The sequence below is a fragment of the Cupriavidus sp. 10L45 genome (assembly GCF_056395225.1).
Map to the genome: position 1 here is coordinate 13437 of NZ_JBFTJC010000006.1, position 26808 is coordinate 40244.

A 26808-nucleotide genomic window follows, 5' to 3' on the forward strand; every position below is an offset into this window, starting at 1 on the left:
AAACCAGCGAGTCGACCCAAGGAGCGCACCATGAATGACCTGTCCGCCGTGCCTACGGCCGCGCAAGCCATTGCCGATACAGAGACGTCGCCGTCAGCCATGGTGATGGTGGTCAATCACCCGCTGGTGCAGCACAAGGTCACGCTCGCGCGCAGCGAGGAAACGACTACCGATAACTTCCGCCGTCTGGTGCGAGAGATCAGCCAACTGTTGACCTACGAGGCCACGCGCGACCTGGCGATGGAGACCATCGCCATCAAGACGCCGATCGCGCCGATGGTGTCGCCGGTGCTGTCGGGCAAGAAGCTCTGTCTGGTGTCGATCCTGCGCGCCGGCAACGGCTTCCTGGACGGCATGCTGGACCTGCTGCCCGCCGCGCGCGTTGGCCATATCGGGCTCTACCGCGACCCCGAGACGCTGGAGCCCATCGAGTACTACTTCAAGATGCCGGAAGACATCCACGAGCGCATGGTGATCGTGGTGGACCCGATGCTGGCCACGGGCAACTCCGCCATCGCGGCACTGAACCGGCTCAAGGAGGCCGGCGTGACGACCATGAAGTATGTCTGCCTGATTGCCTCCCGCCCGGGGCTCCAGGCGCTGCGCGCGGCGCACCCGGACGTGGCGATCGTCACGGCGGCCATCGACGAGCAGCTCAACGAGCACGGCTACATCGTGCCGGGGCTCGGCGACGCCGGCGACCGGCTCTACGGCACGAAGTAATGGACGCGCTGGTCGCGCCCGCCGCCCGCGAAGCGGCGGGCCGCATTCGACAGGAGAACGAGGCGCTGATCCTGCGCGCGGCGGAATACGTGTTCGCCCGCGCGGGTTTCGCCGGGGCGACGATGGCCGACATCGCCCTGCGCGCCGGCGTGCCGAAGTCGAACCTGCACTACTACTTCCGCACCAAGCAGGCGCTGTACCGCGCGGTGCTGGCCCATACGCTGCAACTGTGGCTGTCCGAGACCGACATCATCAGCGTCGACTATCCGCCGGAGGTGGCGCTGGAGCATTACATCCGCGCCAAGATGCGGCTCTCCGCCAGCCACCCGGACGCCTCGCGCGTGTTTGCCAACGAGCTGCTCCATGGCGCGCCCGAGATCGGCGGGGTGCTGCGTGAGGCACTTCGTGAGTTGGTGGCGCGCAAGTCGGGGGTGATCCGCGCCTGGATCGCCGGCGGGCAGATGGCGGCGGTGGACCCGCAGCATCTGTTCTTCACGATCTGGGCCGCCACGCAGACCTATGCCGACTTCGAAACCCAGATCTGTGCCGTGCTGGGCGTGAAGCGGCTGGACGCCCAGGACTTCCAGCAAGCCACCGAGCATCTGGTGGCCTTGCTGTTGCGCGGCTGCGGGCTCGAGCCAGCGTCCGCCCGCGCGCATGGCATGGCCTGAGGCCAATGCTGGACCAGAAAAAAAGAATTCCAACGCAGTACTCGATCACGCGCAACGACGCGAAAGGGGAGTGAAGTCATGCCTATTGAAAGCTATCGCCGCACCTGGCTGAAAGTGGCGGCGGCGGGGGCCGCGCTGGCGGGTATCGTGGCCCTCGGCGCCACGCCGCTGGCCCATGCCCAGACAAAGGTGAAGGTGGCCGCGGTGTACACGGTGCCGGTGGAGCAGCAGTGGGTCTCGCGTATCCACAAGGCGCTGAACGAGGCCAAGGCGCGCGGCGAGATCGACTATGTGTTCTCGGAAAGCGTGTCGAATGCCGACTACGAGCGCGTGCTGCGCCAGTACGCGGAGCAGGGCTCGGGGCTGATCGTGGGCGAATCGTTCGCCGTGGAGGCCGCCGCGCGCAAGGTCGCCAAGGACTACCCGAAGGTCGGCTTCCTGATGGGCTCCTCGGGCAAGCCGCAGGCGCCGAATTTCTCGGTGTTCGACAACTACATTCAGGAGCCGTCCTATCTGACCGGCATGATCGCGGGCGGCATGACCAAGACCAACCACATCGGCATGGTCGGCGGCTATGCGATTCCCGAGGTGAACCGGCTGATGCACGCCTTCATGGAAGGCGCGCGCGAGGTGAACCCGAAGGTGAAGTTCACGGTGAGCTTCATCGGCTCCTGGTTTGATCCGCCCAAGGCCAAGGAAGCGGCCTTCGCCATGATCGACAAGGGCGCGGACGTGCTCTACGCCGAGCGCTTCGGCGTTTCCGACGCGGCCAAGGAGCGCGGCAAGCTGGCCATCGGCAACGTGATCAACACCCAGCCGCAATACCCGGCCACGGTGGTGGCCTCGGCGCTGTGGAACATGGAGCCGACGATTGGCGCCGCGCTGGCCAAGGTCAAGGCCGGCCAGTTCAAGAACGAGGACTACGGCCAGTATTCCCTGATGAAGGTCAAGGGCGCCGAGCTGGCGCCGCTGGGCACCTTCGAGGGCAAGGTGCCGGCTGACGTGATGACCAAGGTCAAGGCCAAGGAGCGCGCCATCCTCGATGGCAAGTTCACGGTCAAGGTGGTGGAAACGGAGCCGAAGTCCACGCCGTAAGGTTGGTTTTACTCCCCTCTCCCGCGTGCGGGAGAGGGGAGAACACCCACGAACATTGAAATGGCATCGCCTCCCGTCCTCCGTCTTTCCCATATCACCAAGCGTTTCGGCCCGCTGACCGCCAACGACGACATTTCGCTCGATCTCCAGCGTGGCGAGGTGCTCGCCCTGCTCGGCGAGAACGGCGCCGGCAAGAGCACGCTGGTCAATATCCTGTTCGGCCACTACGTTGCCGATGCCGGCAGCGTCGAGGTCGATGGCGCGACGCTGCCGCCCGGCAACCCGCGCGCAGCGTTGGCGGCTGGCGTGGGCATGGTCCACCAGCACTTCACGCTGGCCGACAACCTCACCGTGCTCGACAACATCCTGATCGGCACCGAGCCGCTCTGGCGCTGGCGCCAGCAGCGCGCCGCCGCGCTCGGGCGCGTTCAGGCCATCGCCCAGCGCTTCGGCCTTGCCGTCCAGCCCAACGCGCGGGTCGGCGCGCTGTCCGTGGGCGAGCGCCAGCGCGTGGAAATCGTCAAGGCGCTGTATCGCGGCGCCCGGGTGCTGATTCTCGATGAACCCACAGCCGTGCTGACGCCCCAGGAGGTGGACAGCCTGTTCACCACGCTGGCGCAATTGATCGCCGAAGGGCTGTCGGTCATTTTCATCAGCCATAAACTCGACGAAGTGCTGCGTGTATCACATCGCGTGGCGGTGCTGCGCGGCGGCAAGCTGGTGGCGATGCGCGCGGTCGGCGAGACCAGCAAGCAGGAGCTGGCCGAACTGATGGTGGGACGGCGTGTGGAGATGCCGCGGCGCGTGGCCGTCGAGACGGCTGGGGAACTGGTCGCCACCCTGCGCCGCGCCAATGTGGCGGCGGCCGAGGGCCGCGTGGCACTGCACGATGTCACGCTGGCGCTCCATGCGGGCGAGATCGTCGGCATCGCCGGCGTGTCCGGCAACGGGCAGGTGACGCTGGCCGAGCTGATGAGCGGCATGCTCGCGCCATCGTCCGGCACGGTGACCGTGGAAGGCATCGACCTGCCGGCCGTGCCTCGGCGCTGGATTGCCGCCGGCGTGGCGCGCGTGCCCGAGGATCGCCATGCCGAAGGCGCCGTGGGCGACCTGGCCGTGTGGGAGAACGCGATTGCCGAGCAATTGGGCAACCCGGCGTTCGTGCGCGGCGGGGTGATCCGCAGCGGACCGGCGCGGCGCTTTGCGGCGGCGCTGGCCAAGAAATTCGATGTGCGCGGCGGCGGCATCGACGCCCCCACGCGCACGCTCTCCGGCGGCAATATGCAGAAGCTGATTTTGGGGCGCGCGCTGTCGGTACGCGGCGCGCAGACGCCTCGGCTGGTCATCGCCAGCCAGCCCACCTGGGGGCTGGACATCGGCGCGGTGGCCTACGTCCATCGCCAGTTGCTGGAAGCGGCGGCGGCCGGGGCCGCCGTGCTGCTGATTTCCGAGGATCTCGACGAACTGCTGTCGCTGGCCGACCGCATCGCCGTGATCCATGGCGGACGGCTGACGCCGGCCCGCGCGGCGTCCGGCTGGACGCTCGGCACGCTGGGTCTGGCCATGGCCGGCGCGGACCACGCCGCAACGCACGGGGAGGTGGCCCATGCGGCTTGAAGCACGCACCACGGTCTCGCGCACCGCGCTGGTGGCCGCGCCGTTCGGGGCCATCGTCGCCACACTTGGTATTTGTGCCGTATTGGTCGCCTGGGCCGGCGCGCCGGTCGGCAAGGCGTATTGGCTGTTGCTCGAAGGCGGCTTCGGCTCGCGCTTCGCGTGGTCGGAAACGCTGACCCGCGCCACGCCGCTGATGCTGACCGGGCTGGCCGTGGCGGTGGCGTTCCGCACGCGGCTGTTCAATATCGGCGCGGAAGGGCAGTTGTACCTGGGCGCGCTGGCGGCGGTGGCCGTGGGCGGGCAGGTGGATGGGGCTGCCGTGCCTTGGGCGGCTTCGCTCCCGAACGGGCTGCTGTTCGGCCTGATGGTGGCGGCCGGCATGCTGGCCGGCGGGTTGCTGCTGCTGGTGCCGGCACTGCTGAAGCTGCGGCTGGGGGTGGACGAGGTGGTCACCACGCTGCTGCTGAACTTTATCGTCCTGCTGGGCGTGTCGATGATGCTGGATGGACCGATGAAGGACCCGCTGGCGATGGGCTGGCCGCAGTCCGTCGCGCTGGTGCCGGAACTCGAACTGTCGCGGCTGCTGGAGCGCTCGCGCGTGCATAGCGGGCTGCTGATCGCCGTGGCGCTGGCCGTGATCCTGTGGGCGGTTAATCGCTTCACGGTGTTCGGCCTGCAGATGCGTGCGGTGGGCGCCAACGCGCGCGCGGCGGCTTTCGCGGGCATGCCAGTGACGCGCGTGACCCTGCTGGCGGCGATGCTGTCCGGCGCGCTGGCAGGGCTGGCCGGCGTGGTGGAGGTGGCGGGGCGCACCGGCTACCTGACCCTCGACATCTCGCCCGGCTACGGCTACGCCGGGGTGGTCATCGCCATGCTGGCTGGGCTGCATCCGATCGGCGTGATCGCCGCGTCGGTGTTCGTGGCGGGCGTGCTGGTGGGCGCGGACGGCATGAGCCGCGCCGTGGGCGTGCCGAATGCCATCGCCGACGTGATCGTCGCCGTGGCGCTGCTGACCATGCTGGTAGCCACGATGCTGACGCGCTACCGCGTGCGGCTCGACCGCATCGGGAGGGCCGCCTGATGGAACTGCTCGATATCGTGAGCGCGGCGCCGTTCTGGGTCGCCGTGCTGCGCGTGGCCACGCCGCTGATCTTCGGCACGCTGGGCGTGCTGCTGTGCGAGCGCGCCGGGGTGCTCAACCTCGGCATCGAAGGGATCATGGTGGCCGGCGCCTTCTCCGGCTGGCTGGCGGTCTACCTCGGCGCGCCGCTCTGGGGCGGCGTGGCGGTGGCGGCGGGCGTGGGGCTGGCCTTCGGGCTGCTGCACGGCTGGCTGACCGTGTCGATGGCGCTGTCCCAGCACGTGGCGGGGCTGGGCGTGACGATGCTGGCCACCAGCGTGTCTTACTACGCCTACCGGCTGAACTTCGCGCAGGTGTCGTCGCCGCCGACGATCACCCCGTTCGCGCCGATGACCTGGTGGGCGCAGGTACCCGTCATCGGTCCCGTGATGGCCGCCGAGACAGCCCTGACGCTGCTGGCGCTGTGCATGGCGCCGCTGATCGGCTGGCTGCTCTATCGCACGCCGCTGGGGCTGGCCCTGCGCATGGTCGGCGAGAATCCGGCGGCGGCGGAGGGACAGGGTATCCGCGTGGCGGCCGTGCGGATCGGTGCGATCATGGCCGGCTCGGCGCTGATGGCCGTGGGCGGCGCCTTCCTGACGCTCTCCGCCTTCAACGCGTTCTTCTTCAATATGATCAACGGGCGCGGCTGGATCTGCGTGGCGCTGGTGGTCTTTGCCTCGTGGCGGCCGGGCCGGGCGCTGCTCGGCGCGGTGCTGTTCGCCGCGTTCGACGCCCTGCAACTGCGTCTGCAACAGGGCGGGGCGAGCCTGCCGGGGCTGCCGCCGCTGCCGTACCAGGTGTACCTGATGCTGCCCTATGTGCTGTCGATCCTGGCGCTGGTGCTGGTGGCGCGCCGCGCGGCCTATCCGCAGGCGCTGATGAAGCCGTACCGCAAGGGCGAGCGCTGATCCGGTCCCATCGCCCCCTATATATATAAGAGAGAGATTCCACATGTTCGACCTGATCCTGCGCCGCTGCAGTCTGCCCGATGGCCGTACCGACATCGACATCGGCATCGCCAACGGCAAGATCGCCGCCGTGGAGCCGCGCCTGGCCGCCACGGCGGGCGAGGAGATCGACGCCGCCGGCCAGCTCGTCACGCCGCCGTTCGTCGACGCCCACTTCCACATGGATTCGACTTTGTCCTATGGGCTGCCGCGCGTGAACCAGTCCGGCACGCTGCTCGAGGGCATCGCCCTGTGGGGCGAACTGAAGCCGCTGCTGACGCAGGAGGCCATCGTGGAGCGCGCGCTGGCCTATTGCGACTGGGCCGTGGCCAAGGGGCTGCTGGCCATCCGCTCGCACGTGGATGTCTGCGATCCGCGCCTGCTGGCTACGGAGGCGCTGCTGCACGTGCGCGAGCGCGTAAAGCCCTACCTCGACCTGCAACTGGTGGCCTTTCCGCAGGACGGCGTGCTGCGGGCGCCCGGCGCGCTGGACAACCTGCGCCGCGCGCTAGACATGGGCGTGGACGTGGTCGGCGGCATTCCGCACTTCGAGCGGACCATGGCGGACGGGGCGGCGTCCGTAAAGCTGCTGTGCGAGGAAGCCGCCGCGCGCGGCCTGCGCGTGGATATGCATTGCGACGAGAGCGACGACCCGATGTCGCGCCATATCGAGACGCTGGCCAGCGAGTCCGTGCGGCTTGGGCTGCAGGGGCGCGTCACGGGCTCGCACCTGACGTCGATGCATTCGATGGACAACTATTACGTGTCCAAGCTGCTGCCGCTGATGCACGAGGCCGGCGTGGCGGCCATCGCCAATCCGCTGATCAACATCACGCTCCAGGGCCGGCACGACACCTACCCGAAGCGGCGCGGCATGACGCGCGTGCCGGAGCTGCTGGCGGCGGGGGTGCCGGTGGCCTTCGGGCACGACTGCGTGATGGATCCGTGGTACGGGCTCGGCACCGGAGACATGCTGGAAGTCGCCCACATGGGCCTGCACGTGGCCCAGATGACCGGGCAGGACGCCATGCGCGCCTGCTTTGCCGCCGTGACCGAGACGCCAGCCAAAATCCTCGGCCTGGACGGCTACGGCCTGGCCCCGGGCTGCCGGGCGGACCTGGTGCTGTTGCAGGCGCGCAATCCGGTGGAGGCCCTCCGCCTGCGCGCCACGCGGCTGGCCGTGCTGCGCGCCGGCAAGGTGGTGGCCCGGGCCCCGGCCGCCACCGCCACGCTGACGCTGGACGGCCGGCCATCACAGGTGGACTTCCAGTTGCGCTAAGATTTTTTCGATAGCCTGTTGACAGAGGCTGACCATCGCAGCATAATCTCTTTCTTCGCATCGCCGCAGACATGCAGCGAGACGAAGCCCAGATGGCGGAATTGGTAGACGCACTAGGTTCAGGTCCTAGCGGTGGCAACACTGTGGAGGTTCGAGTCCTCTTCTGGGCACCAATATTTAAATGGCCCCGCGAAAGCGGGGCCATTTCTATTTGTACGGAAGAAAAGGCCCCTCGGGGCCTTTTTCGTTTTCGGCGCTTGTACGATCTCTGCGGGTTTTGGCTTGCGCGGCAGTTCACACAGGCATTCACCATCGCCGGATGTTTGACCTATGCTCAAGTCTGATCGGGCATGGTCAGAAACGCCCGGCAAGGTGGTTGCCATGAGAAAGCTGGCGTTGCGTGAGAGAGAGGAGCGGTCCGGGTGCCATCCCGGATGGAAACCTTGTGCCGCGACAGACTGGGCACATCATCCGTCGCTCCGATGGTGGTTGCTCATGGCGTTGATGGCCGGCGCAGTTGTGGTCCATGCGGAGGAGGCGGACAGTTGGAACGCGCCCGCCGCCGCGTCCGCCCCTGCGCCCGGGCCCACCGGCGAAGGCGCCGCGCCGCCCGAACTCGCCAGCGGGCATCCCAAGTCCCCCGCCCAGCCCGATGCCCTCGCGCCGCCACGCATGGTGGACGGCGATGACGGTCCGGGGCTGCCCCGTCCGCACTACGCTTCGCTGTCCGCGCAATCGCGGCCCGTCGACGACGCGCCGGGCCCCGGCGCCATCGATCGCCAGGTTGAGACCTATCGCGGCGCGCCCCGACCCGCCCGGTTGCACCTCGACGACGTGACCTCCGCCACCGGCTTTGTCGACAGCAGCGTGCGCAGCATGGCGTTGGCAATGAACACGCCACTGTCGCGCAACGCGGAAGGACTGACGCTGCAGTCGCGCGTGGAGATGGCCTATCGCCCGGGCATGTCGCCCGTCGGCAATAACTGGGACGCCCCGCCCGGCGAGTCCAGCGCCACCGGCCTGGCCGTCCGCCTCTACGGCTCCCGCCCGACGCGCATCTCCGGCGTCTATCCCTATGTGGAAGCCGACTGGTGGCAGGACAACCGCGCCAAGACCATCAACATCAACGGCACCCGCATCGACACCGACCTGCTGCGCGGACTGCTGTCGTTCAACGTCGGCGCCCAGCGCAATTCCATCACCGGCCTGAAGGTCTGGATGAAGGGGCGCGCCGGTCGTAACCCAGGCGCAACGCTCGGCGCACGGTACCGCTGGTAACCATGCCGATTTTTTTCATCAAACGCTTGCACGAAAGGCGAATTGCGATACAATTGCGGCCTCGCGTGCGGCTGTAGCTCAGTTGGATAGAGTACTTGGCTACGAACCAAGGGGTCGTGGGTTCGAATCCTGCCAGCCGCGCCACTATTTGCAAGGAACACGGGATTGGCGTTTGCCAATCCCGTTTTTCTTTTGTCCTCGGACATCCTCCTGCAGGTCCTCCCGCTATTCGGCTTCCGCCTCGCGAAGCCGCCATCCCCCGTCCGTTCACACCATCCCGAAATCCTTCACTTCTCGCTGATCTGTCGCGTCGCTACACTGGTCGCTTAGGAAATTTCTCAGGCAGTCTCAGACATCAAGGAGAGAAGCATGAAGGCGCAGACGTGGGCATTCCCGATGGCGGCGATGACGGTGGCGGCGGGGCTGCTGATGGGGCAGGTGGGGGTGGCGTGCGCCGAGGGCGGGACGATCCGGTTCGAGGGGGCCGTCACCGCGCCGACCTGCGACATCCAGCCGCAATCCGGGGAGCGGCCGACGCTCCAGTCGCGCTGCCCGGTGCCAGGTGGTGCCGTCGTGCGGACCCTGGCGTTGCCGGCAGCCGGGGAGGGCGAGTCCGTGGGCCGTTATCACCTCAATGTCCGGCCGGCGGATGGCCCCGGCATCCCTGTCGGCACCCCCGCCGGCTATGTCGTGATCGCCACCTACCTGTAGCGCTGGGTTCCCGACCTGGCAGCCCTTGCCGGTATTCGCCCGAAGCGTGTTCGTTTCCCCCCTTAATTGGGTTGCCGGGACATTGACACGGGCGGATCGGCGGGCACATCATTCGTCCGGAAGAGATGCGCCTCCGGGGCGACAAGCGACGCTTTACCCGTCCGTTTGCCCGTCTATCCGGAAGGCCGCCAGTCCAAAGGGAAACGGGGTCATGAATCCTTCCATTCGCAATCTGGCCAGCGTGGTCGCGCTGGCCGTCCTGCTCACCGCATGTTCGTCCACCAACGAACGTGCGACCACCGCCACGGCCGTGGAGCAGCCGCCCTCCGATCAGGCCATGAAGGCCCTGTCCGCGGAGGTGTTCACGTACGGCTATCCACTCGTGCTGATGGACGTGACACGCGAGGTGATGACGGCCCGCACGCCGGCGAACACCTTCGTCCACAAGCGCAACTTCCCGGATGCCATGTTCACCGACGTGGTCAGCCCCAACGCCGATACGCTGTATTCGACGGCCTGGCTGGACCTGTCGAAGGAGCCCGTGATTCTGTCCGTGCCCGATACCGCGGGCCGCTACTACCTGATGCCGCTGATGGATGCGTGGACCAATGTCTTCGCGTCGCCGGGCAAGCGCACCTCGGGCACCAAGCGCGGCGCGTTCGCCATCGTCGGGCCGGACTGGCAGGGCACGCTGCCCAAGGGCGTGAAGGAGATTCGCTCGCCCACCGCCATGGTCTGGCTGATTGGCCGCACGCAGACCAACGGGAAGCAGGACTTCCCGAACGTGCACCGGCTCCAGGACCAGTATCGCCTGATTCCGCTTTCCGCCTGGCAGAAGGGCGCTCGCGTGGCGCCGCCGGCCGCGCCGCCGCGTGCCACGTTGATCGACACCCAGACGCCGCCCGTCGAGCAGGTAGCGGCCATGGACGCGCAGGCGTTCTTCACACGCATGGCCGACTTGCTGGAGGCCAACCCGCCGGCGCCCGAGGATGCGGCGATGGTCGGGAAAATGCGTCGGATGGGGATCGAGGCCGGCGAGCCGTTCAAGACCACCGTGCTGGAGCCGTCCACGGCGCGCGCCGTGCAGGAAGGCGCCACCGCGGCGCTGGCCGGGATTGCCGCCGAAGCGCGCAAGGGCGCGGCCGGCAGCACCGGCTGGCGCGTGACGCGTGACCTCGGCAGCTACGGCACCGACTACACCAAGCGCGCGGCCATCGCCATGGTGGGCCTGGGCGCGAACCTGCCCGAGGACGCGGTCTATCCCGCCACGCGCGCCGATGCCACGGGCCGGCCGTTCGATGGCGGCAGCCGCTACGTGCTGCATTTCGAGAAAGGGCAGTTGCCGCCGGTGAAGGCGTTCTGGTCGCTCACGCTCTATAACAACAAGCAGACGTTCGTGAACAACGCGATCCAGCGCTACGCGCTCGGCAGCCGCGACCGCCTGCGCTACAACCGCGACGGCTCGCTCGACATCTATATCCAGTACGAGCGCCCCGACGGCGCGCGCGCGACCAACTGGCTGCCGGCGCCGCCCGATGGCTTCAACCTCGTGCTGCGCGCCTACTGGCCGGACCAGGCCATGCTGGAAGGCAAGTGGGCGCCGCCGGCCGTGCAGCGCGTGAACTGACGCGCGAACCGGCGGCCCACCCCCATCAGAACTTGAACTTCACGCCCGCGTAGAACGCGCGCCCCACGCCCGGGTAGAACACCGCGGTGTTGGCGGTGCGTGCGTCGGCCACGGTGCCGAAGTCGCTGATATAGCGCTTGTCGGCCAGGTTGCGGGCATCGAGGAACAGCGTGACGCCGCGCTGGAATTCGTAGCTGGCCTGGATGCCGAACAGCACGTAGGCCGGCACCTTCATCGTGTTGGCGTAATCCACATAGGCGCCGGTCGGCACCCAGTCGATCGTTCCCGCCACCCGCAATCCCGCCACCTGGCTATACGCGAGCGTCGTGCGCAGCACGTGCTTCGGGATGCCGGCGATGCGGTTGTTGCCGTACACCGGGTCGTTGTCGAATCTGAAATCGCTGAAATTCCACAGTTGCGACACGGTGATCTTGTCGCCGGGGCCGGCCACGTTGCGCAGTACGTCGGCGCTGGCGCCCAGCTCCACGCCTTGCAGGATGGTGCGATTGGCGTTGAAGGTGGAAGCCGGTACATCGGGGCTGACCGTGTATTGCAGCAACTGGTCGCGCACGAGGGAGCGGTACACCGTCAGATCCCAGCCGAAGCGGTCCACCTGGCCGCGCGTGCCGGCCTCCAGCGTCCAGCCGCGCTGCGCGGCCAGCGGCACGAACTGGTTGGTCGCGCCGATGGTCTGGTTCAGATCGGAAAAATCCGGGACATCGGCGCTGCGCGTGATGTCGACGAAGGCCTGCACGTCCTTGCGCGGTTCCCAGAGCACGCCGAACTTCGGGTTCACCCCGCTGTAGGTGGCGCCGTCCGACTTGGCCGTGGGGCTGGCGGGCAGGCCGCCGTAGTCCTGGTACTCGCGCCGGTTGCGGTACGCCTTGGCGCCGGCCATCAGCGCCACGGTGGGCACCACGTAGAGCCGGTCTTCCAGATACGCCTCGTAGTTATACGCATCCTGCGCCGCGTTCAGCGTCTGCGCCCCCCGGCTGCCGTTCACGTTCACGTACTGGCGCGCATCGTTGTTGCCGCCGAAGAAGCGCGCGCCCGCGATCAGTTGGTTGCGCATGCCACCCAGCGTGAAATTGCCCGTGTAGCGCGGCGCAAAGCCGTAGGTCCAGTAATCCTGGTCGATGACCTGGAAGATCGGGTGGTACAGACTCTTGTGGATGACCCAGGTGCTGAAATCGAGCTGGCCGTTGTCGAGCTTCACGGTCGTCACGTTGGCCAGCCGCTCGGTGCGCGTGTTGCGGGCCTGGTCGCCCGCCAGCGCGCTGGCCGAGGCCATGCGCGGGTTGTTCAGCGCGTCGTTCAGGCTCAGGGTGCCGGGCAGCAATTGATCGACGATGTACGCGCCGAAGTAGAAGCGCGTTTCCACGGACGGGCTGAAGCGGTAGCCGAGGTTGGCGTTGAGCTGCTCGTACTGGCCGCGCTCGTGGTTCCGGTAGCCCTCCGAATGGTTCACGGTCAGGTTGGCCAGGAAGTCCCACGCGCCGATCTGGCGCGACACCTGCCCGCTCGCGCGGATCGTGCCGAAGCTGCCGCCGTCCACGCGCGCCATGTTCGGCGCCTCGGCGTTCAGGGCGGTCGGCGTGGTGAAGTTGATCGCGCCGCCCAGCGTGGTGCTGCCGTAGGCGAGGCCGTTGCCGCCCTTGTAGATCTCCGCCGCCGACAGGCCGATCGGATCGATCTGGTAGAAGTCACCGCTGCCATCGGCGAAGTTGGTCGGCACGCCGTCCTGGAGGATGTCGATGCCGCGCGTGTGGAAGCCGCGCGCCACGCCCGAGCCGCGTATCGACAGCCGCAGTTCCTGGCCGTAGCGTTCCTGGACGTAGACGCCGGGTGCATCCTTGAGCACATCCCGCAGATCGCTGGCGTAGGTGTTGGTGTACGACGCCGCGTCGACAAACCCCACCGAGCCCGCCGATTCGAACAGCGACCGGCGCTGCTGGCTGACGCTGGGCGCGGTCAGCGATCCCGCCGCCGGGGCCGTCGCGGTGACGGTGGGCAGCACGTGTTCGGGTGCGGGGTCGGGCGCGCTGGCCGCCTGGCCCAGCGCAGCCGTGGACAAGGCGGCCACGGGCAAGACTGCCGCGCGGCGCCACGGATTGGCTCGATTCATGACTTCCTCTTGGAATTTTTCCCGAGAGGATACGGCCTGGCCTGCGCGCGCACCATGTGACACAAAGACACAGCTACGCGCGCATGAGGCCGGTTTTTCGACCGATTTCTAACCTAGTTCTGATTCATGCCGCCGCCTGACCCAGGTCAGGCGGGCAGCGCCGCCGGCTCGGGCAGCGTGACGGACATCAGGCCGTCGAGCCCATCGACGTCATCGCCAAATTCCGCGTCCACGATCCGCACATCGACGCCATGGCCGATGCGGCGCACGAACACGTGCAGCAGTTCCGGCACCGGCGCGCTGGCGGAGAACCGCACGCCCTGCGCAGCATTGGCGTCGAAGCGCAGCGCCTGCAGCGTCAGGCCCGTGCGGCGGGCATTGGCGAGCACCCATTCCAGGCTGCCGAAGACATCGGCGGGATCGAGTTCGAGGGCGAGGTCGAGGGTGGGAAGCGGCATGGCAGGCGGTCCGGATGTGATGCGAAAGGTGTCCGGTAAATTTACCAGCGCCGGCGGAAAATGAGCTTCTGATTTTTCTTCGATATGAGTACGGATGAAGAAGAAATCGCTGATTGTCATACAATCATCGGATGATTATTCTTCTTGAAGCGAATCCGCCATGTCGAACCTTCCCAAGCTCGATGACATCGACCGCCGCATCCTGCGCGAACTGCGCCGCGACGGGCGCATCTCCAATGCGAAGCTGGCCGAGCTGGTTGGCCTGTCCGCCACGCCGTGCTGGAACCGGGTGCGGGCGCTGGAGGAAGCAGGGGTGATCGAGAGTTACGCGGCGCTGCTGAACCAGAAGGCGCTGGGCCTGCCGGACACGGTGCTAATCGAAGTCACGCTGGATCGCCACGACGACGACATGTTCCGCCGCTTTGGCGAGGCGCTGGCCGAACTGCCGGAAGTGCTCGAAGCCCATCTGCTGACGGGCGAGTACGACTATCTGATCAAGGTGGCCGTGGCCGGCACCGAGGGCTACGAGGAATTCCTGCGCCACAAGCTCTACAAGCTGCCCGGCCTGCGGCACAGCCACTCGACCTTCGTGCTGCGCACCCTGAAGCGCGAGCCTTCAGTGCAGCCCTAGCCGTTTGCCGCGTTTTCCGAGAAATCAGCGCGGCGCAGCCAGCCTGCCCAGGCGGGGCGCCAGCGCGGTGGTAATGACGCCGAGGCCGATCAGCGCGAGGCCAATCGAAAGATCCGCGGAAATGCGCTCGTGCCAGGCCACCGCCGAGAGCAGCAGGCCGAGCAGCGGCACGCCGAGCATGGCGATGGAGGTGGCTGCCGGCGGCAGCGCCTGCGTGACATTGAGCACGACGATAAAGGTCAGCGCCGTGGCGAGCGGGCCGGTGTAGAGGATGATCGGCCAGATGTCCGCCATCGCGCCGAGATCTGGCGCGCCATCGCGGAACAGGGCCAGCAACAGCAGCGGCACCGTGGCCACCGCGCATTCCCACGGAATCATGTCCGCGCCGAGCCGCACCGCGCGGTGCGCGCGCAGATGGATGATGCTGACCGACCACGCGAGCGAGGCGCCGAGCAACATGGTCAGCCCCATCACGGTATGCAACTCCCAGTCGCCCAGCGCGGGCGCCACGATCACGGCGATGCCCGCGTAGCTGAACGCCGTGGCCAGCCATTGCAGCCGCGACGGCCGCTCGCCCAGCACCAGCGCGGACAGCGGAATCACCCAGATCGCCGTGGCGTAGGCCACCACCGAGGCCCGCCCCGGCGCCACGTACTGCAAGGCCCAGAGCGCCAGCGCCGTGAAGGCACCCATCTGCAACAACCCCACGCTGATCACCAGCGGCCATTCCTGGCGCGTGGGCAGGCGCAGCCGGCGCAGCGCGCCGAGCACCACCACGCTGATCAGCGCCGCCGAGCCGAAGCGCAGCGCCGCGAACCACAGCGGGCTGACGTGGGCCAAGCCGAGTTTCATCACGGGCCAGTTGCCGCCCCAGATGGCGACGGCCCCGATCAGGGGCAGGAATTTCTTGAGTCCAGCGGCCGGAGCGGCGCCGGCGGGAGCTTGGGCAGACATCGGGAAAGGTTTCCGGAACGGGTGCGGGGTGCTGAAAAGTCTACGTCTGGTTGCGCCGCAGCAATCACCGGATACAACTGCGCTGACCTCCGATTCCAGCATAGAATGCCGTTTTTGCACGAATAGGAAGCGCAACATGCTGGACATCGATCTCGACGCCACAGATATCCGGATCCTGAGCGAATTGCAGCGCGACGGCAGCCTCACCAATGTGGAGCTGGCCAGCCGCGTGAACCTGTCGCCGTCGCCCTGTCTGGCGCGGGTCAAGCAACTGGAGAAATCGGGCGTGATCGCGCGCAAGGTCACGCTGCTGGACGCGCGCCGGCTCGGCCTCAAGGTGGTGGTGTTCATCTCGATCACGCTCGACAAGCAGCGCCGCGAGACATTGGACGAGTTCGAACGCCGCATCGCCGCGCTGCCACAGGTGATGGAGTGCTACCTGATGTCGGGCGATGCCGACTACCTGCTGCGGGTGGTGGTGGCCGACGTGGACTCGCTCGAGCGTCTGATCATCGATCAGATCACGCGCATCCCGGGCGTGGCCAGCATCCGCTCCAGCTTCGCGCTGAAGCAGGTGCTGTACAGCACGGCGCTGCCGCTGGGGTAGACATTGATGCGACTGGCATCCTGCTGCAATTTAAGGAAATGCCCATAGAAACAGGAAATGTGACTCGTGAGAATGCGCGGGCGCCCGGGAAGCCTCGCTCACAAGGCGGGGCGGACCGGCCCTTCCTACTTACTCTTCGAGTCCATTCATGCAGGTGCTACCTCCAGTGCAGGCCCGCCGACAGCGCAGGGCTGTCGGCACGCCGTTGTCCGTGATCGCCACGGCTTGTCTCGTTTTTTCCCATTCCTCAATCGCCCAGCAGGTCGTCGCCAACGGCGTTCAGGTTCAGGTCGATGATGGTCGCGCCATCGACACCGGCGGCACGGTCGGGCGGGCAGGCGCCGCGGTCCTGGCCTACGACGGCGGCATCGTCAACATCGTCGATACCAATGGCGCGGTCGCCATCGCCACGCATGGCGGCGGCGCCCATGGGCTGGTGGCGCATGGCGGCGGCGTCATCACCATGCGCGGCGGCGGCATCAGCGCCGAGCAAGGCATGGGCCTGTTTGCCTATGACGACGGCAGCCGCATCGACCTCCACAACGTACAGGTCTTCGCGGGCCAGACCTACGAAGGCGCGCGGGCCGACGACGGTGCGCGCATCGGCATCACGGGCGGCACGATCACGGCCGAAGCCGGCCATGGCGTGATGGCCTTCAGTGGCGGGGCCCGGATCGACGTGCGTGACACCACCATCAACACCAGCGGCGACCATATCAGCGCGGTGGAGGCCAACAGCGAGGCCACCGTCACCATCACGGGCGGCGTGATCAACACCAGCGGGCTGCGCGGCCACGGGCTGGAGGCGATCGGCCTGAGCCACGGCACCCTCGTCGAGGCCACCGGCACGCGCATCCGCACCACCGGCAAGGCGGCGCACGGCGCCCATGCGATGTCCGGCGCCATCAACGTGGCGCAGGCCGATATCGTCACCGGCGGGGAAGGTGCCGCCGGCGTCTGGGTGGAGGGCGTCAACGACCAGCACGACTACGTCAGCACGGCCAATATCCGGGGCGGCACCGTGCAGACGCAGGGTGCGCTCGCCCACGGCCTGGGCGCGCTGTCGGGCGGCAAGCTTGAGGCCCGCGATCTGGCCGTGACGACCAAAGGGCAGCGCGCCGCAGGCGCCTTCGCCATGCACGGGGCGCAGGTGGCGCTCACCGGCGGCGCCGTGACCACCGAGGGCGCGGAAGCCTACGGCCTGTTGGCGATCGGCGAGAAACCGGGCACGACCCATCCCGCCACGCTGATCACGCACGATGTCGACATCGCCACGCACGGCGCTGACGCCCATGGCACGGTCCTGGGCGGCGCCGCCAGCCTGCACCTGCATCACGGCTCGGTCACGACGCACGGCGCGGGCGCGGCGGCCCTGGTCGCCACGGCCTACGGGCAGGGCACGAGTTCAGCCCTCGTGTCCGACGCGCGGCTCGTGGCCCATCAGGGTGCGGGCATCCTTGTGGAGGGCACCACGCTGGACGCGACGCTGCGGCGCGCGACGGTATCCGGCGGCACGCACGTCATCGAACTGGTGAATGGCAACGCTGCCGCCCCGGCAACGCTGAACCTCGGCCTGGAATCGTCGACGCTGGACGGCGCGGCGCGCATCGAGGCCGGCAGCACCTTCAACCTGTCCGTGGACCCGCTATCGACCTGGAACACCCAGGGCGATGCCGTGGTCGCCAGCCTCGCCAACAGCGGCATGGTCAACCTCGTCACCGGCACGGCCCCCGGCCACACGCTGACCGTGACGCGTGACTACACCGGCAACGGCGGTACCGTGCGGCTCGCCACGCAGATGGGCGGCGATGGATCGGCCACCGACAAGATCGTGCTCGACGGCGCGCGCGCCTCGGGCGATACCAGCCTGCTGATCCGCCATGCTGGCGGCGAAGGCGCGCAGACCGTGCAAGGCATCCGCCTCGTGGAGACGCGCAACGGCGGCGCCACGGACGCCAGGGCGTTCCGCCTGAACCCCGGCTCGGACGGCTACCGGCAAGGCGTGGGATCGATCGCCGCCGGCGCCTATGACTACCAACTGCTGCGGGGCGGCGAGGGTGGCACGGCCGAAGACTGGTATCTGGTGGCGCAGGTGCGGTCCGACGGGAAGCCTGACGACGTCGACCCGCTGCCGCCGCTGCGGCCGGAGGTCGGCGCCTATCTGAACAACAAGCTCGCCGCCAGCACCCTGCTGTTCCACACCCTGCGCGACCGGGAGGGCGAGCGCACCGCCGCCGGTACCGGCGACGCCAACCGCGCAGGCCGCCACGCCTGGCTGCGCACGGTCGGCGCCACGGCCAGCCGCGACAGCGCGCTGGGCCTGACCGGCAGCGACAACCGCTACCTCGTGCATGGCGGCAGCGATGTGCTCCGCTTGCCGGTGGACAAGGGCAGCATCCATGTGGGGGTGATGGGCGCGTACGGCGGCAGCCGCAACGTGTCGAACAACGGGCCGCTGGCCGCGCACGGCAAGGTCGATGGCGTTAGCGCGGGGGTCTACGGCACCTGGTACGGCAATCGCCACACGGAAACCGGCCCCTACGTGGATGCGTGGGTCATGTATGGCGCCTATGACAATGAGGTCAACGGCGCGGGCCTGCCCTCGGAGCGCTATCGCTCGTCGAACCTCGTCACCTCCATCGAAACCGGCCACGCCTTCCCGCTCCAACGCTCGGCGGACGTGCAGACGTATCTGGAGCCGCAACTGCAGATCCTCTACGCGAACTACTGGGCGGATCGCCATGTCGAGCAGGGCGGCACCGTGGTCAGCCAGCTCTCGGAGAGCAGCATCACCACGCGGCTGGGCCTGCGCCTGCATGGCGATGTCAGCCATCCCGAGACCGCCGGCAGCCCCATCGGCATGATGCGGATGAAACCGTTTGCCGAAATCAACTGGTGGCATGGCCCCGCCACGCAGACCGCGCAGTTCGACTCGCTCGTCGTCCGCGAGGACCTGCCTGCCAACCGTCTCGAAGCCCGGGTCGGCATGCAGGGCGATGTCACGCGGCGCCTGACCGTGTGGGGCAGCATCGGCGTCGAGGCCGGCGCGCAGGACTACACGGCCGGCAAGGCGCAACTGGGCATGCGCTACCGCTGGTAAGCCCCCGCTGAGGCGGGATGGCCGTCCGGCGGGGTCAGAACCCCACCGGATAGCCATCCTTGCGGGAATCCGATGCCGCCGCATAGCCGTGCGGCATCTTCATCGCCATCTGGGCCCCGCCGAAGTCGAGACTGTCGGCGGGTGCCTGCTCCACCTTGTGTCCCATGGCGCGCAGCCCCTCCACGGTGGCGGGCGGGCAATGGGCTTCCACGGCTACCCCCACGTTATCGTCCATCACGCGCCAGCGCGGCGCGTCGCTGGCGGCCTGCGGGTTCTGGCCGAAATCCGCCAGTCGGCTCGTCATCTGCACGTGGCCCTGCGCCTGCATCGACCCACCCATCACGCCGAACGACGCCAGCGGCGCACCGTCGCGCATCAGGAAGCCGGGAATGATGGTGTGGAACGGGCGCTTGCCCGGCGCCACCTGGTTCGGATGGCCGGCTTCCAGGCTGAAGCCCCAGCCCCGGTTATGCAGCGCGATGCCCGTGCCGGGCACCACCACGCCGGACCCGAAGCCTTTGAAGTTCGACTGGATGTACGACACCATCATCCCGTTGCGGTCGGCGGCGGTCAGGTAGACCGTGCCGCCCGTGTGCGGCTTGCCCGGGCCGGGATACGAGGCCTGGTCGGGGCGAATGGCGCGCGCGCGTTCGGCCAGATAGGCGGGATCGAGCAGCGCCTCGGGCGACACCGCGCCGGGCCGGCGCATGGCATCGATATCGCCCACATGGGCTTGCAGGTCGGCGAAGGCGAGCTTCATCGCCTCGATCTGCAGGTGCATGGTGCGGGCGCTATCGAGCCCGGACTCGGCAATATCCCAATGCTCGAGCATGCCCAGCGCCATCAGCGCGCCAATGCCCTGGCCGTTCGGGCCGATTTCATAGAGTTCCAGGTCGCGGTAGGCCATGCGGATCGGCTCGACCCAGTCCGCACGGTGGGCGGCGAGGTCGGCTTCGTCGATGCGGCCCCCGGTGGCGCGCGCGTGATCGGCAATCTTGCGCGCCAGTTCGCCGTGATAGAAGTCCTCCCCGCCGGAGCGGGCGATGCGCGTCAGCGTCTCCGCCTGCCCCGGGCAGATAAAGCGCTCGCCGGGCAGCGGCGCCCGGCCACGCGGGGCGAACGACTCGGCAAAGCCGGGCTCGTTGCGCAGCACCGGCACCTGCGCCTGCCACTGGCGATGGACCGTATGCGAGACCACGTAGCCATTGGTGGCGTACTCGATGGCGGGTTCGAACAGGTCCTCGAACGGCAGCGAGCCGAAGCGTTCCCACGTGGTGCGCCAGCCCGAGACCGCGCCGGGCACCGTCACGCTGTCCCAGCCGGTGAAGGGCATGGTGCTGTGGCGGGCGAACGATTCTGGCGTCCAGGCGCGCGGCGCGCGGCCGGAGGCGTTGAGGCCGTGCAGCGTCTCGCCGTCCCAGATCAGCGCGAAGGCGTCGCCGCCGATGCCGTTCATGCACGGTTCCACCACGGTCAGGGCGATGGCGGTGGCCAGCGCGGCATCCACGGCATTGCCGCCTCGCGCGAGCATGCGCAGCCCGGCGGCGGCGGCCAACGGCTGCGACGTGGCGATCACATTGTCGGCAAGCACCGGCAAGCGGCGCGCCGTGTACGGAAAATCCCAGAAAGCCGTCATATTCAGTCCACCTTGACCTTCGCGGCCTGCGCCACCTTGGCCCAGTCGCGCATTTCCTCGTTGATCATGCGGCCGAACTTGTCCGGCGCCGAATAGACGATCTGCACGCCCTGGGCATCCATCGTGTCGACCAGATCCGGCTGGGCCAGCACGGCCTTGGTGGCGGCGGCCAGTTTCTCGATCACGGCCGGCGGGGTGCCCTTGGGCGCCACCAGGCCGAACAGGTTGTTGGCGCGGAAGTCCTGGATGCCGGCTTCGCCCATGGTCTGCACCTCGGGCAGGGACTTCACGCGCTGGTCGGAGGCCACCGCCAGCAGGCGCAGCTTGCCCGCCTTCACGTGCGGCAGGGCCGAGGGAATGCTGTCGAACATCATCGCCGAGCGGCCCGCCATCAGGTCCGGCAGCGCGAACGAACTGCCCTTATACGGCACGTGCATCACGTCCACCCCCGTGCGCAGCCGGAACAGCTCCGACTCCAGGTGCGACAGCGTGCCCGACCCCTGCGAGGCAAAGTTGTACTGCCCCGGCGACGCCTTCAGGTACTTCACCAGTTCCGGCACGGTCTTCACGGGCAGCGTGGACGGCACCACGAGGATGTGCGGCACATTGCCGATGCCGGCGATCGGCACGAAATCCTTGGCGAGGTTGGCCGGCTGGTTGCTGTAGGTGACGGCGGCGATGGCGGCATTGCTGACGGCGGCCATGTAGAGCGTGTAGCCGTCCGGCGCGGCCTTGGCGGCGTAGCCCATGCCCAGCGCGCCCCCGGCGCCCGGGCGGTTTTCCACCACCACCGGCTGCTTGAGCACCTGCGAGAGCCGCGTGCCCACGGCGCGGGCCAGCACGTCGGTGGCGCCGGCGGGCGGGAACGACAGCACGAGCTGGATCGGACGATCCGGATACTCGGCGGGTGCGGCGAATGCGGCCGGTGCGGCCAGGGCGCCCGAGAGGCCGGCGGCGGCCACGAGCAGCGGCAGGGCGCGGTTCAGGATGGTGCGCGCATGCGCCGGCGCGGTGCAGGCGGGCAAGGGAGACGGGAACGACGACTTCAACATGATGGGAGAGACTCCGAGGGCGATGGGTTGCGGAACATCTGACGCACCGGCCGCTGTCTCGCGGGCTCTGTCGCGCCTGTCATGCCAGGGGCCGCGCGCCTTGGGGCGGCCTGCTGTTGGGAGTGGGATCGATTCTAGGCACGGTCCGTGCATCATGGGATGCAAATTGGCCATGGACCTATGCGAAACCGGAATAGGGCCTGCGCATCCGGGCGCCGCAGGCATCCGTGGCCCGGTCATGGGGTCGCATCATGCAGTTGAAATGGATCGAAGACCTGCTCGTGCTGGAACGCACGCGCAGTTTCTCGCGTGCCGCCGAGTTGCGGCACATCACGCAGTCGGCGCTGTCGCGCCGCATCCGCTCGCTGGAGGACTGGGTCGGCGCCGAACTGGTGGACCGCAACACCTACCCGCTGGCGCTGACACGGGCCGGCGCGGCTTTCTGCGAGACGGCCGGGCAGGCGGCGGACCTGCTGCTGGACGCCCGCGCCGCCTTGCGGCGCGAGGCGTCGCTGCCTGGCAATGCCATCGACATCGCCGCCGGGCACACGCTCTCGCTGGCCTTCCTGCCGGCCTGGCTCAAGCGCTGCCAGCAACGCTTCGGCGACTTCCACGCGCGTGTGGTGGCGGCCAATGTGCTGGACGCCGTGGTGGCGCTGTCCGAAGGCCACTGCGACCTGATGCTCGGCTACAACCACCCGCGCGTGCCGGTCTCGCTCGATGCGGACCGTTTCCTGAGCCTGACCGTGGGCGCCGACACGCTGCTGCCGGTCTCGGCCCCCCGGCCCGATGGCCGCCCGCGCTTCGCCGTGCCCGCCGCCTCCCCGGGCGACGCGCCGCCCATCCCCTTCCTGGCCTACACCCCCAACACCACGCTCGGGCGCGTGCTCGACACCGTGCTGGAGACGCACAACGCGCACCGGGGGCTGGTGCGCTGCTACGAGGCCGACATGGCCATGCTGCTGCTGAAGATGGCGACCGAGGGCCACGGGCTGGCGTGGCTGCCGTTGAGCACCGCCGCCGAGGCGCTGGCCGACGGCACGCTGGTGCATGCCGGCGATGCGTCCTGGTACGCGGAACTCGAGATCGTCGCGTTTCGGCCCGTAATCAGCAGCAATCCCACGCTGCTGGAGTTCTGGCGGATGCTGGAGACGCCCGGGTCGGCCACGCCCCGGTTGGTGTCGTCGCGACCGGCGGTGCTGGCTTCCGCCGCGTAGTTATCCAGCGAGTTGCTCCCGCACGGCGGCTTGCAGCGCGGGCAGCAGCTCGGCTTCGAACCACGGATGCTGGCGCATCCATCCCACCACCCGCCAGGACGGATGCGGCAGCGGGAACACATGCGGCCCGGCTGCGCGGAAGTTGCGCACGGCGTCCGTCATCGATCCGCCGGCACCCTTCGGCAGATAGCGCGCCTGGGCGTAGCTGCCGACCAGCAGCGTCAGGCGGTCCGGCGGCAGGTGTTCCAGGATGGCCTCGTGCCAGAGCGGCGCGCATTCGCGGCGCGGCGGCAGGTCGCCGCTGGGCCCCTTGCCCGGATAACAGAACCCCATCGGCATCAGGGCCACGCGGCTGGCGTCGTAGAACACCTCGGGGCTGAGGCCGGTCCAGTGGCGCAGGCGGTCGCCGCTGGGGTCGTCGAATGGCACGCCGCTGGCGTGCACGCGCGAGCCCGGCGCCTGGCCGATGATCAGGATGCGTGACGTGGCGCTGAACTGCACCACGGGGCGCGGCCCGGCGGCGAGGTCGGCCGCGCAGCGCGTGCAGGCGGCGATCTCGTGGCGTAGGCGCTGCACGGCATCGGGGGCGAAACCGGGGGAAAGACCCGGCGAGTAAGGTGGGGACGGCATAGCCATTCTGCGAAATTCCTGAGGCATGCGTATATTACTGGTCGATGCGCCGGCGCTCTCGCCGGCCGCCCGAATGAAAGGATCAGACGTATGACGACGCAAACCGAAACCGCCATCCTCGCCGGCGGCTGCTTCTGGGGCATGCAGGACCTGCTGCGCCGCTATCCGGGCGTGCTCTCCACGCGCGTGGGCTACTCCGGCGGCGATGTGCCGAACGCGACCTATCGCAACCACGGCACCCACGCGGAAGCCATCGAGATCGTGTTCGATCCGAAGCAGATCAGCTTTCGCCAAATCCTCGAATTCTTCTTCCAGATCCACGATCCGACCACCAAGAACCGGCAAGGCAACGATGTCGGCACCAGCTACCGCTCCGCCATCTTCTATATGGATGACGAGCAGAAACAGGTGGCCGAGGACACCGTGGCCGACGTGGACGCCTCCGGGCTGTGGCCGGGCAAGGCGGTGACCGAGATTTCCCAGGCCGGCCCGTTCTGGGAGGCGGAACCCGAGCACCAGGACTACCTGGAGCGGCTGCCGAATGGCTATACCTGCCACTTCGTGCGCCCGAACTGGAAGCTGCCGGCGCGCGTGTAATGCGTGTAGCGCCCCAGTTGTAAGTTCGGCGACCATGCGGCCGGCGGGCCGATGAGGAGGCTGTATGTCGGATTCCCCTGAAATCTTCGACGCCATCATCATCGGCACTGGCCAGGCGGGCCCGTCGCTGGCGGGCCGGCTGACGCAGGCGGGCATGACCGTGGCGATCATCGAGCGCCATCAGGTCGGCGGCACCTGCGTCAACGTGGGCTGCACGCCGACCAAGGCGCTCGTCGCCAACGCCTATGCGGCCCATCTGACGGCGCGCGCCGCCGACTACGGCGTGATGCTGCCGGGGCCGGCCCGCATCGACATGGCCCGGGTCAGCGCCCGCGTGGCGGAGATCAGCGGCAAGTCCCGCACGGGGCTGGAAGGCTGGCTCGGGGGCATGCAAGGCTGCACGCTGATCCGTGGCCACGCCCGGCTGGAGAGCCCCCGCACCGTGCGCGTGGGCGACCGCCTGCTGCGCGCGAACAAGATCTTTCTCAATGTGGGCGGCCGTGCGCTGGCGCCCAAGGAAATCGGCGGGCTGGCCGAGGTTCCCTATCTGACGAATACGAACATGGTGGCGATGACCGAGGTGCCCGGGCACCTGATCGTCATCGGCGGCAGCTATGTGGGACTGGAGTTCGCGCAGGTATTCCGCCGTCTCGGCGCGCAGGTCACGGTAGTGGAGCGCGGCCAGCACCTGATTGCGCGGGAAGATCCGGACGTTTCCTTGCAGATGCGGGAGATCCTGGAAGCGGAAGGCATCCGCATCCGCTGCGGCGCCGAGTGCATCCAGCTTCACCCGCATGCCGAAGGTGCGGCGGTGGGCGTGAGTGGGCCGGGCTGCCCGGAAGGCGCGGAAGAGATCGCCGGTACCCACGTGCTGCTGGCCGTGGGCCGGCGGCCGAACACCGACGACCTGGGCCTCGACAAGGCCGGCGTGGCCACCGATGCGCGCGGCTATATCGATGTCGACAACCAGCTCCGCACCAGCGTGGACGGCATCTGGGCACTGGGCGATTGCAACGGGCGCGGCGCCTTCACCCACACCGCCTACAACGATTTCGAAGTGGTGGCGGCCAATCTGCTCGATGGGGCCCAGCGCTCCGTGGGTGACCGGATTCCGGTCTACGCGCTGTTCACCGATCCGCCGCTCGGCCGCGTGGGCATGACCGAAGCCCAGGCGCGGCAGGCCGGCCACCGGGTGCGCATCGGCATGCGGCCGATGACGCGCGTGGCGCGGGCCGTGGAGAAGGGCGAGGCGCAGGGCTCGATGCGGGTGGTGGTGGATGCCGATACCGACCAGATTCTCGGCGCCGCCATCCTCGGCCCGGGCGGCGACGAGGCGGTCCATATGGTGCTGGCCGCGATGGCCGGTGGCATGACCGCCACGCAGATGACCCAGACCATGGCCATCCATCCGACCGTATCGGAGTTGATTCCGACAATCTTTGGGGAGTTGTCGAAGCCCCGCTGACTCCCGACTATTTTCATATCTGACGCAAAAAGTCTAACTACGAGACCGCAATTCGCTGCGATAGAGTCACACAGGCTGTGGCGCCCCAAGCGCTGAATACAAAACACACCTGGGAGACAACCATGACTTCGAAATTCGTAGCCGTTGCGTGCCTTTCTGCGATTGCCGCCTTCATGTCCACGGCCGCCAGTGCGCAGCAGCAAAAACCGGCCAACGCGCAGGAGGCCAAGGCCGCCTTCGCCGAGAAATTCAAGGCCGCCGATACCAACCAGGACGGCAAGTTGAGCCGCGAAGAGGCCGAGGCCGGCATGCCGGAAGTCTTCAAGAATTACGACAAGATCGACACCAAGAAGACCAATGGCATCACGCAGAAGCAGATCGGGGCCTACTTCGCGGCGCGCGCCAAGCAGCAGAAAGCCGCGCGGGATCCGGGCAGCCTGAACTGACGGCTTCCGGGCCATCGTCCCATGACCTACCTCACCAGGCATCCGGCCATCCTCTTCCTGGCCATGATCGTGCTCATGGCGCTGGCGGCGGGGATCGGATTCCTGGTGCTGCGCCGCATCAGGCCGATGGCGGACGACAGCCGTGACGACTTCAATATCGTGCAGGGCGCCACGCTCACGCTGCTCGCCCTGCTGATCGGGTTCACGCTCTCCATGGCGGTCGGCCGCTATGACCAGCGCAAGAACCTGGAGGAAGAAGAGGCCAACGCGATCGGTACCGAATTCCTGCGGGCCGAGCTGGTGGAGGGGCCGGAGACCGCGCAGATCAGGGCATTGCTGATCCGCTACCTGGACCAGCGCATCCTCTATTACCGCACGCGCGAACCCGACGCCCTGCAGAAAATCGAGCATGCCACGGCACAAATCGGCGACGACCTGTGGAAGGTGGTGCGCGGCGTGGCGCGCGACAAGCCCACCCCGATCACGTCGCTGGTGGTGTCGGGCATGAACGACGTCCTCAATTCCCAGGGCTATACAGAGGCCGCGTGGCTGAACCGGATCCCGGTGTCGGCCTGGTGCCTGATGATCGTGATTGCGTTCTTTAGCAGCCTGATGCAGGGCTATGGCGCGCGCACCAAGAGCGCCAAGGCCGCCCTGTTGCTGGTGCTGCCGATGACGATATCGCTGTCACTGGCGCTGATCGCGGACATCGACAGCCCGCGCGGCGGTTTGATTCGTGTCCCACCCCAGAACTTGCACAACCTGGAGACCGCGCTGAAGCGCTAGGGTCTATCGGTTGCCGTTGTTTGATTGGTTTGT

24 protein-coding genes and 2 tRNA genes are annotated in these 26808 nt (G+C 68.0%); 20 read left to right on the forward strand and 6 right to left on the reverse strand.

Annotated features, from left to right (window positions below):
- Window positions 1-30 precede the first annotated feature (30 nt).
- The 12 genes from upp (at window position 31) to AC1DFU_RS12335 (ending at window position 11071) form a co-directional block, all read left to right on the forward strand.
- Window positions 31-723, forward strand: a complete 693-nt coding sequence (upp, locus tag AC1DFU_RS12280) for a uracil phosphoribosyltransferase (RefSeq protein ID WP_092300699.1) — start codon at window positions 31-33, stop codon at window positions 721-723.
- The gene (locus AC1DFU_RS12285; RefSeq protein WP_092300696.1) at window positions 723-1394 is read left to right on the forward strand and encodes a TetR/AcrR family transcriptional regulator; all 672 of its coding nucleotides are present in this window, start codon (window positions 723-725) and stop codon (window positions 1392-1394) included. Before upp ends, AC1DFU_RS12285 begins: the two co-directional genes overlap by 1 nt.
- A 78-nt stretch (window positions 1395-1472) precedes the next feature.
- Window positions 1473-2489 carry a BMP family protein gene (locus AC1DFU_RS12290; protein ID WP_092300693.1) on the forward strand — a complete coding sequence of 339 codons (1017 nt, stop codon included), beginning with the start codon at window positions 1473-1475 and terminating at the stop codon, window positions 2487-2489.
- Window positions 2490-2549: 60 nt separating this feature from the next.
- The gene (locus AC1DFU_RS12295; protein ID WP_441592961.1) at window positions 2550-4106 is read left to right on the forward strand and encodes an ABC transporter ATP-binding protein; all 1557 of its coding nucleotides are present in this window, start codon (window positions 2550-2552) and stop codon (window positions 4104-4106) included.
- Window positions 4096-5187: an ABC transporter permease gene (locus tag AC1DFU_RS12300; protein ID WP_092300687.1), complete on the forward strand. Its 1092-nt coding sequence runs from the start codon at window positions 4096-4098 to the stop codon at window positions 5185-5187. Before AC1DFU_RS12295 ends, AC1DFU_RS12300 begins: the two co-directional genes overlap by 11 nt.
- On the forward strand, window positions 5184-6137 hold the full coding sequence (locus AC1DFU_RS12305; RefSeq protein ID WP_092300762.1) for an ABC transporter permease: 954 nt from the start codon (window positions 5184-5186) through the stop codon (window positions 6135-6137). The genes AC1DFU_RS12300 and AC1DFU_RS12305 overlap by 4 nt, the downstream gene beginning before the upstream one ends.
- 43 nt (window positions 6138-6180) lie before the next feature.
- Window positions 6181-7455 (forward strand): amidohydrolase family protein, encoded by a 1275-nt coding sequence (locus tag AC1DFU_RS12310; protein WP_441592963.1) that lies wholly within the window; start codon window positions 6181-6183, stop codon window positions 7453-7455.
- Window positions 7456-7541: 86 nt separating this feature from the next.
- Window positions 7542-7628 (forward strand) — tRNA-Leu (locus tag AC1DFU_RS12315).
- Between the two features lie 322 nt (window positions 7629-7950).
- Window positions 7951-8733, forward strand: a complete 783-nt coding sequence (locus AC1DFU_RS12320; protein WP_441592964.1) for a hypothetical protein — start codon at window positions 7951-7953, stop codon at window positions 8731-8733.
- 67 nt (window positions 8734-8800) lie between these two features.
- Window positions 8801-8877, forward strand: a tRNA-Arg gene (locus AC1DFU_RS12325).
- 225 nt (window positions 8878-9102) lie between these two features.
- The gene (locus tag AC1DFU_RS12330) at window positions 9103-9444 is read left to right on the forward strand and encodes a hypothetical protein (RefSeq protein ID WP_092300678.1); all 342 of its coding nucleotides are present in this window, start codon (window positions 9103-9105) and stop codon (window positions 9442-9444) included.
- 211 nt (window positions 9445-9655) lie between these two features.
- Window positions 9656-11071, forward strand: a complete 1416-nt coding sequence (locus AC1DFU_RS12335) for a DUF1254 domain-containing protein (RefSeq protein WP_092300675.1) — start codon at window positions 9656-9658, stop codon at window positions 11069-11071.
- Window positions 11072-11096: 25 nt separating this feature from the next.
- Here the strand turns inward: AC1DFU_RS12335 and AC1DFU_RS12340 are convergent, their stop codons facing one another.
- Window positions 11097-13196: a TonB-dependent receptor family protein gene (locus AC1DFU_RS12340; protein WP_441592966.1), complete on the reverse strand. Its 2100-nt coding sequence runs from the start codon at window positions 13194-13196 to the stop codon at window positions 11097-11099.
- Window positions 13197-13342: 146 nt separating this feature from the next.
- A complete protein-coding gene (locus AC1DFU_RS12345) occupies window positions 13343-13654 on the reverse strand; it encodes an AsnC family transcriptional regulator (RefSeq protein ID WP_441592968.1) in 312 nt (103 codons plus the stop codon).
- 160 nt (window positions 13655-13814) lie between these two features.
- Between AC1DFU_RS12345 and AC1DFU_RS12350 the strand changes: the two genes are divergently transcribed.
- A complete protein-coding gene (locus AC1DFU_RS12350; RefSeq protein WP_092300665.1) occupies window positions 13815-14285 on the forward strand; it encodes an Lrp/AsnC family transcriptional regulator in 471 nt (156 codons plus the stop codon).
- A 24-nt stretch (window positions 14286-14309) separates the two neighbouring features.
- On the opposite strand, the gene AC1DFU_RS12355 is transcribed toward AC1DFU_RS12350, so the two are convergent.
- On the reverse strand, window positions 14310-15239 hold the full coding sequence (locus AC1DFU_RS12355; RefSeq protein ID WP_092300662.1) for a DMT family transporter: 930 nt from the start codon (window positions 15237-15239) through the stop codon (window positions 14310-14312).
- 136 nt (window positions 15240-15375) lie between these two features.
- Between AC1DFU_RS12355 and AC1DFU_RS12360 the strand changes: the two genes are divergently transcribed.
- Together AC1DFU_RS12360 and AC1DFU_RS12365 are read left to right on the forward strand one after the other, a co-directional pair.
- Window positions 15376-15846 carry an Lrp/AsnC family transcriptional regulator gene (locus AC1DFU_RS12360; protein ID WP_092300659.1) on the forward strand — a complete coding sequence of 157 codons (471 nt, stop codon included), beginning with the start codon at window positions 15376-15378 and terminating at the stop codon, window positions 15844-15846.
- A gap of 148 nt (window positions 15847-15994) precedes the next feature.
- The gene (locus AC1DFU_RS12365) at window positions 15995-18946 is read left to right on the forward strand and encodes an autotransporter family protein (RefSeq protein ID WP_441592970.1); all 2952 of its coding nucleotides are present in this window, start codon (window positions 15995-15997) and stop codon (window positions 18944-18946) included.
- Between the two features lie 34 nt (window positions 18947-18980).
- Here AC1DFU_RS12365 and AC1DFU_RS12370 read toward each other — a convergent pair whose 3' ends face one another.
- Window positions 18981-20582 (reverse strand): gamma-glutamyltransferase family protein, encoded by a 1602-nt coding sequence (locus AC1DFU_RS12370; protein WP_441592972.1) that lies wholly within the window; start codon window positions 20580-20582, stop codon window positions 18981-18983.
- Between the two features lie 2 nt (window positions 20583-20584).
- On the reverse strand, window positions 20585-21634 hold the full coding sequence (locus AC1DFU_RS12375; RefSeq protein WP_441592974.1) for a Bug family tripartite tricarboxylate transporter substrate binding protein: 1050 nt from the start codon (window positions 21632-21634) through the stop codon (window positions 20585-20587).
- A 251-nt stretch (window positions 21635-21885) separates the two neighbouring features.
- On the opposite strand from AC1DFU_RS12375, the gene AC1DFU_RS12380 reads away from it, so the two are divergent.
- On the forward strand, window positions 21886-22851 hold the full coding sequence (locus tag AC1DFU_RS12380; RefSeq protein WP_092300647.1) for a LysR substrate-binding domain-containing protein: 966 nt from the start codon (window positions 21886-21888) through the stop codon (window positions 22849-22851).
- Here the strand turns inward: AC1DFU_RS12380 and AC1DFU_RS12385 are convergent, their stop codons facing one another.
- Window positions 22852-23481, reverse strand: coding sequence for a uracil-DNA glycosylase family protein (locus tag AC1DFU_RS12385; RefSeq protein ID WP_441593317.1), 630 nt, complete (start codon window positions 23479-23481; stop codon window positions 22852-22854). It lies immediately after the preceding gene.
- Between the two features lie 90 nt (window positions 23482-23571).
- On the opposite strand from AC1DFU_RS12385, the gene msrA reads away from it, so the two are divergent.
- From msrA to AC1DFU_RS12405, 4 genes are all read left to right on the forward strand, one after another.
- A complete protein-coding gene (msrA, locus tag AC1DFU_RS12390) occupies window positions 23572-24078 on the forward strand; it encodes a peptide-methionine (S)-S-oxide reductase MsrA (protein ID WP_092300641.1) in 507 nt (168 codons plus the stop codon).
- 64 nt (window positions 24079-24142) lie between these two features.
- A complete protein-coding gene (locus tag AC1DFU_RS12395) occupies window positions 24143-25543 on the forward strand; it encodes an FAD-containing oxidoreductase (protein ID WP_441592976.1) in 1401 nt (466 codons plus the stop codon).
- A 122-nt stretch (window positions 25544-25665) separates the two neighbouring features.
- Entirely contained in the window at window positions 25666-25989 is a 324-nt protein-coding gene (locus AC1DFU_RS12400) for a calcium-binding protein (RefSeq protein ID WP_092300635.1), read from the forward strand.
- Between the two features lie 21 nt (window positions 25990-26010).
- On the forward strand, window positions 26011-26775 hold the full coding sequence (locus AC1DFU_RS12405) for a bestrophin-like domain (protein WP_441592978.1): 765 nt from the start codon (window positions 26011-26013) through the stop codon (window positions 26773-26775).
- The last annotated feature ends 33 nt before the right edge of the window (window positions 26776-26808 follow it).

Coding starts and splice junctions, on each gene's coding strand:
- upp (WP_092300699.1), top strand. CDS start 31: ATGAATGACCTGTCCGCCGTGCCTACGGCCGCGCAAGCCATTGCCGAT.
- AC1DFU_RS12285 (WP_092300696.1), top strand. CDS start 723: ATGGACGCGCTGGTCGCGCCCGCCGCCCGCGAAGCGGCGGGCCGCATT.
- AC1DFU_RS12290 (WP_092300693.1), top strand. CDS start 1,473: ATGCCTATTGAAAGCTATCGCCGCACCTGGCTGAAAGTGGCGGCGGCG.
- AC1DFU_RS12295 (WP_441592961.1), top strand. CDS start 2,550: ATGGCATCGCCTCCCGTCCTCCGTCTTTCCCATATCACCAAGCGTTTC.
- AC1DFU_RS12300 (WP_092300687.1), top strand. CDS start 4,096: ATGCGGCTTGAAGCACGCACCACGGTCTCGCGCACCGCGCTGGTGGCC.
- AC1DFU_RS12310 (WP_441592963.1), top strand. CDS start 6,181: ATGTTCGACCTGATCCTGCGCCGCTGCAGTCTGCCCGATGGCCGTACC.
- AC1DFU_RS12320 (WP_441592964.1), top strand. CDS start 7,951: ATGGCGTTGATGGCCGGCGCAGTTGTGGTCCATGCGGAGGAGGCGGAC.
- AC1DFU_RS12330 (WP_092300678.1), top strand. CDS start 9,103: ATGAAGGCGCAGACGTGGGCATTCCCGATGGCGGCGATGACGGTGGCG.
- AC1DFU_RS12335 (WP_092300675.1), top strand. CDS start 9,656: ATGAATCCTTCCATTCGCAATCTGGCCAGCGTGGTCGCGCTGGCCGTC.
- AC1DFU_RS12340 (WP_441592966.1), bottom strand. CDS start 13,196: ATGAATCGAGCCAATCCGTGGCGCCGCGCGGCAGTCTTGCCCGTGGCC.
- AC1DFU_RS12345 (WP_441592968.1), bottom strand. CDS start 13,654: ATGCCGCTTCCCACCCTCGACCTCGCCCTCGAACTCGATCCCGCCGAT.
- AC1DFU_RS12350 (WP_092300665.1), top strand. CDS start 13,815: ATGTCGAACCTTCCCAAGCTCGATGACATCGACCGCCGCATCCTGCGC.
- AC1DFU_RS12355 (WP_092300662.1), bottom strand. CDS start 15,239: ATGTCTGCCCAAGCTCCCGCCGGCGCCGCTCCGGCCGCTGGACTCAAG.
- AC1DFU_RS12360 (WP_092300659.1), top strand. CDS start 15,376: ATGCTGGACATCGATCTCGACGCCACAGATATCCGGATCCTGAGCGAA.
- AC1DFU_RS12365 (WP_441592970.1), top strand. CDS start 15,995: ATGCAGGTGCTACCTCCAGTGCAGGCCCGCCGACAGCGCAGGGCTGTC.
- AC1DFU_RS12370 (WP_441592972.1), bottom strand. CDS start 20,582: ATGACGGCTTTCTGGGATTTTCCGTACACGGCGCGCCGCTTGCCGGTG.
- AC1DFU_RS12375 (WP_441592974.1), bottom strand. CDS start 21,634: ATGTTGAAGTCGTCGTTCCCGTCTCCCTTGCCCGCCTGCACCGCGCCG.
- AC1DFU_RS12380 (WP_092300647.1), top strand. CDS start 21,886: ATGCAGTTGAAATGGATCGAAGACCTGCTCGTGCTGGAACGCACGCGC.
- AC1DFU_RS12385 (WP_441593317.1), bottom strand. CDS start 23,481: ATGCCGTCCCCACCTTACTCGCCGGGTCTTTCCCCCGGTTTCGCCCCC.
- msrA (WP_092300641.1), top strand. CDS start 23,572: ATGACGACGCAAACCGAAACCGCCATCCTCGCCGGCGGCTGCTTCTGG.
- AC1DFU_RS12395 (WP_441592976.1), top strand. CDS start 24,143: ATGTCGGATTCCCCTGAAATCTTCGACGCCATCATCATCGGCACTGGC.
- AC1DFU_RS12400 (WP_092300635.1), top strand. CDS start 25,666: ATGACTTCGAAATTCGTAGCCGTTGCGTGCCTTTCTGCGATTGCCGCC.
- AC1DFU_RS12405 (WP_441592978.1), top strand. CDS start 26,011: ATGACCTACCTCACCAGGCATCCGGCCATCCTCTTCCTGGCCATGATC.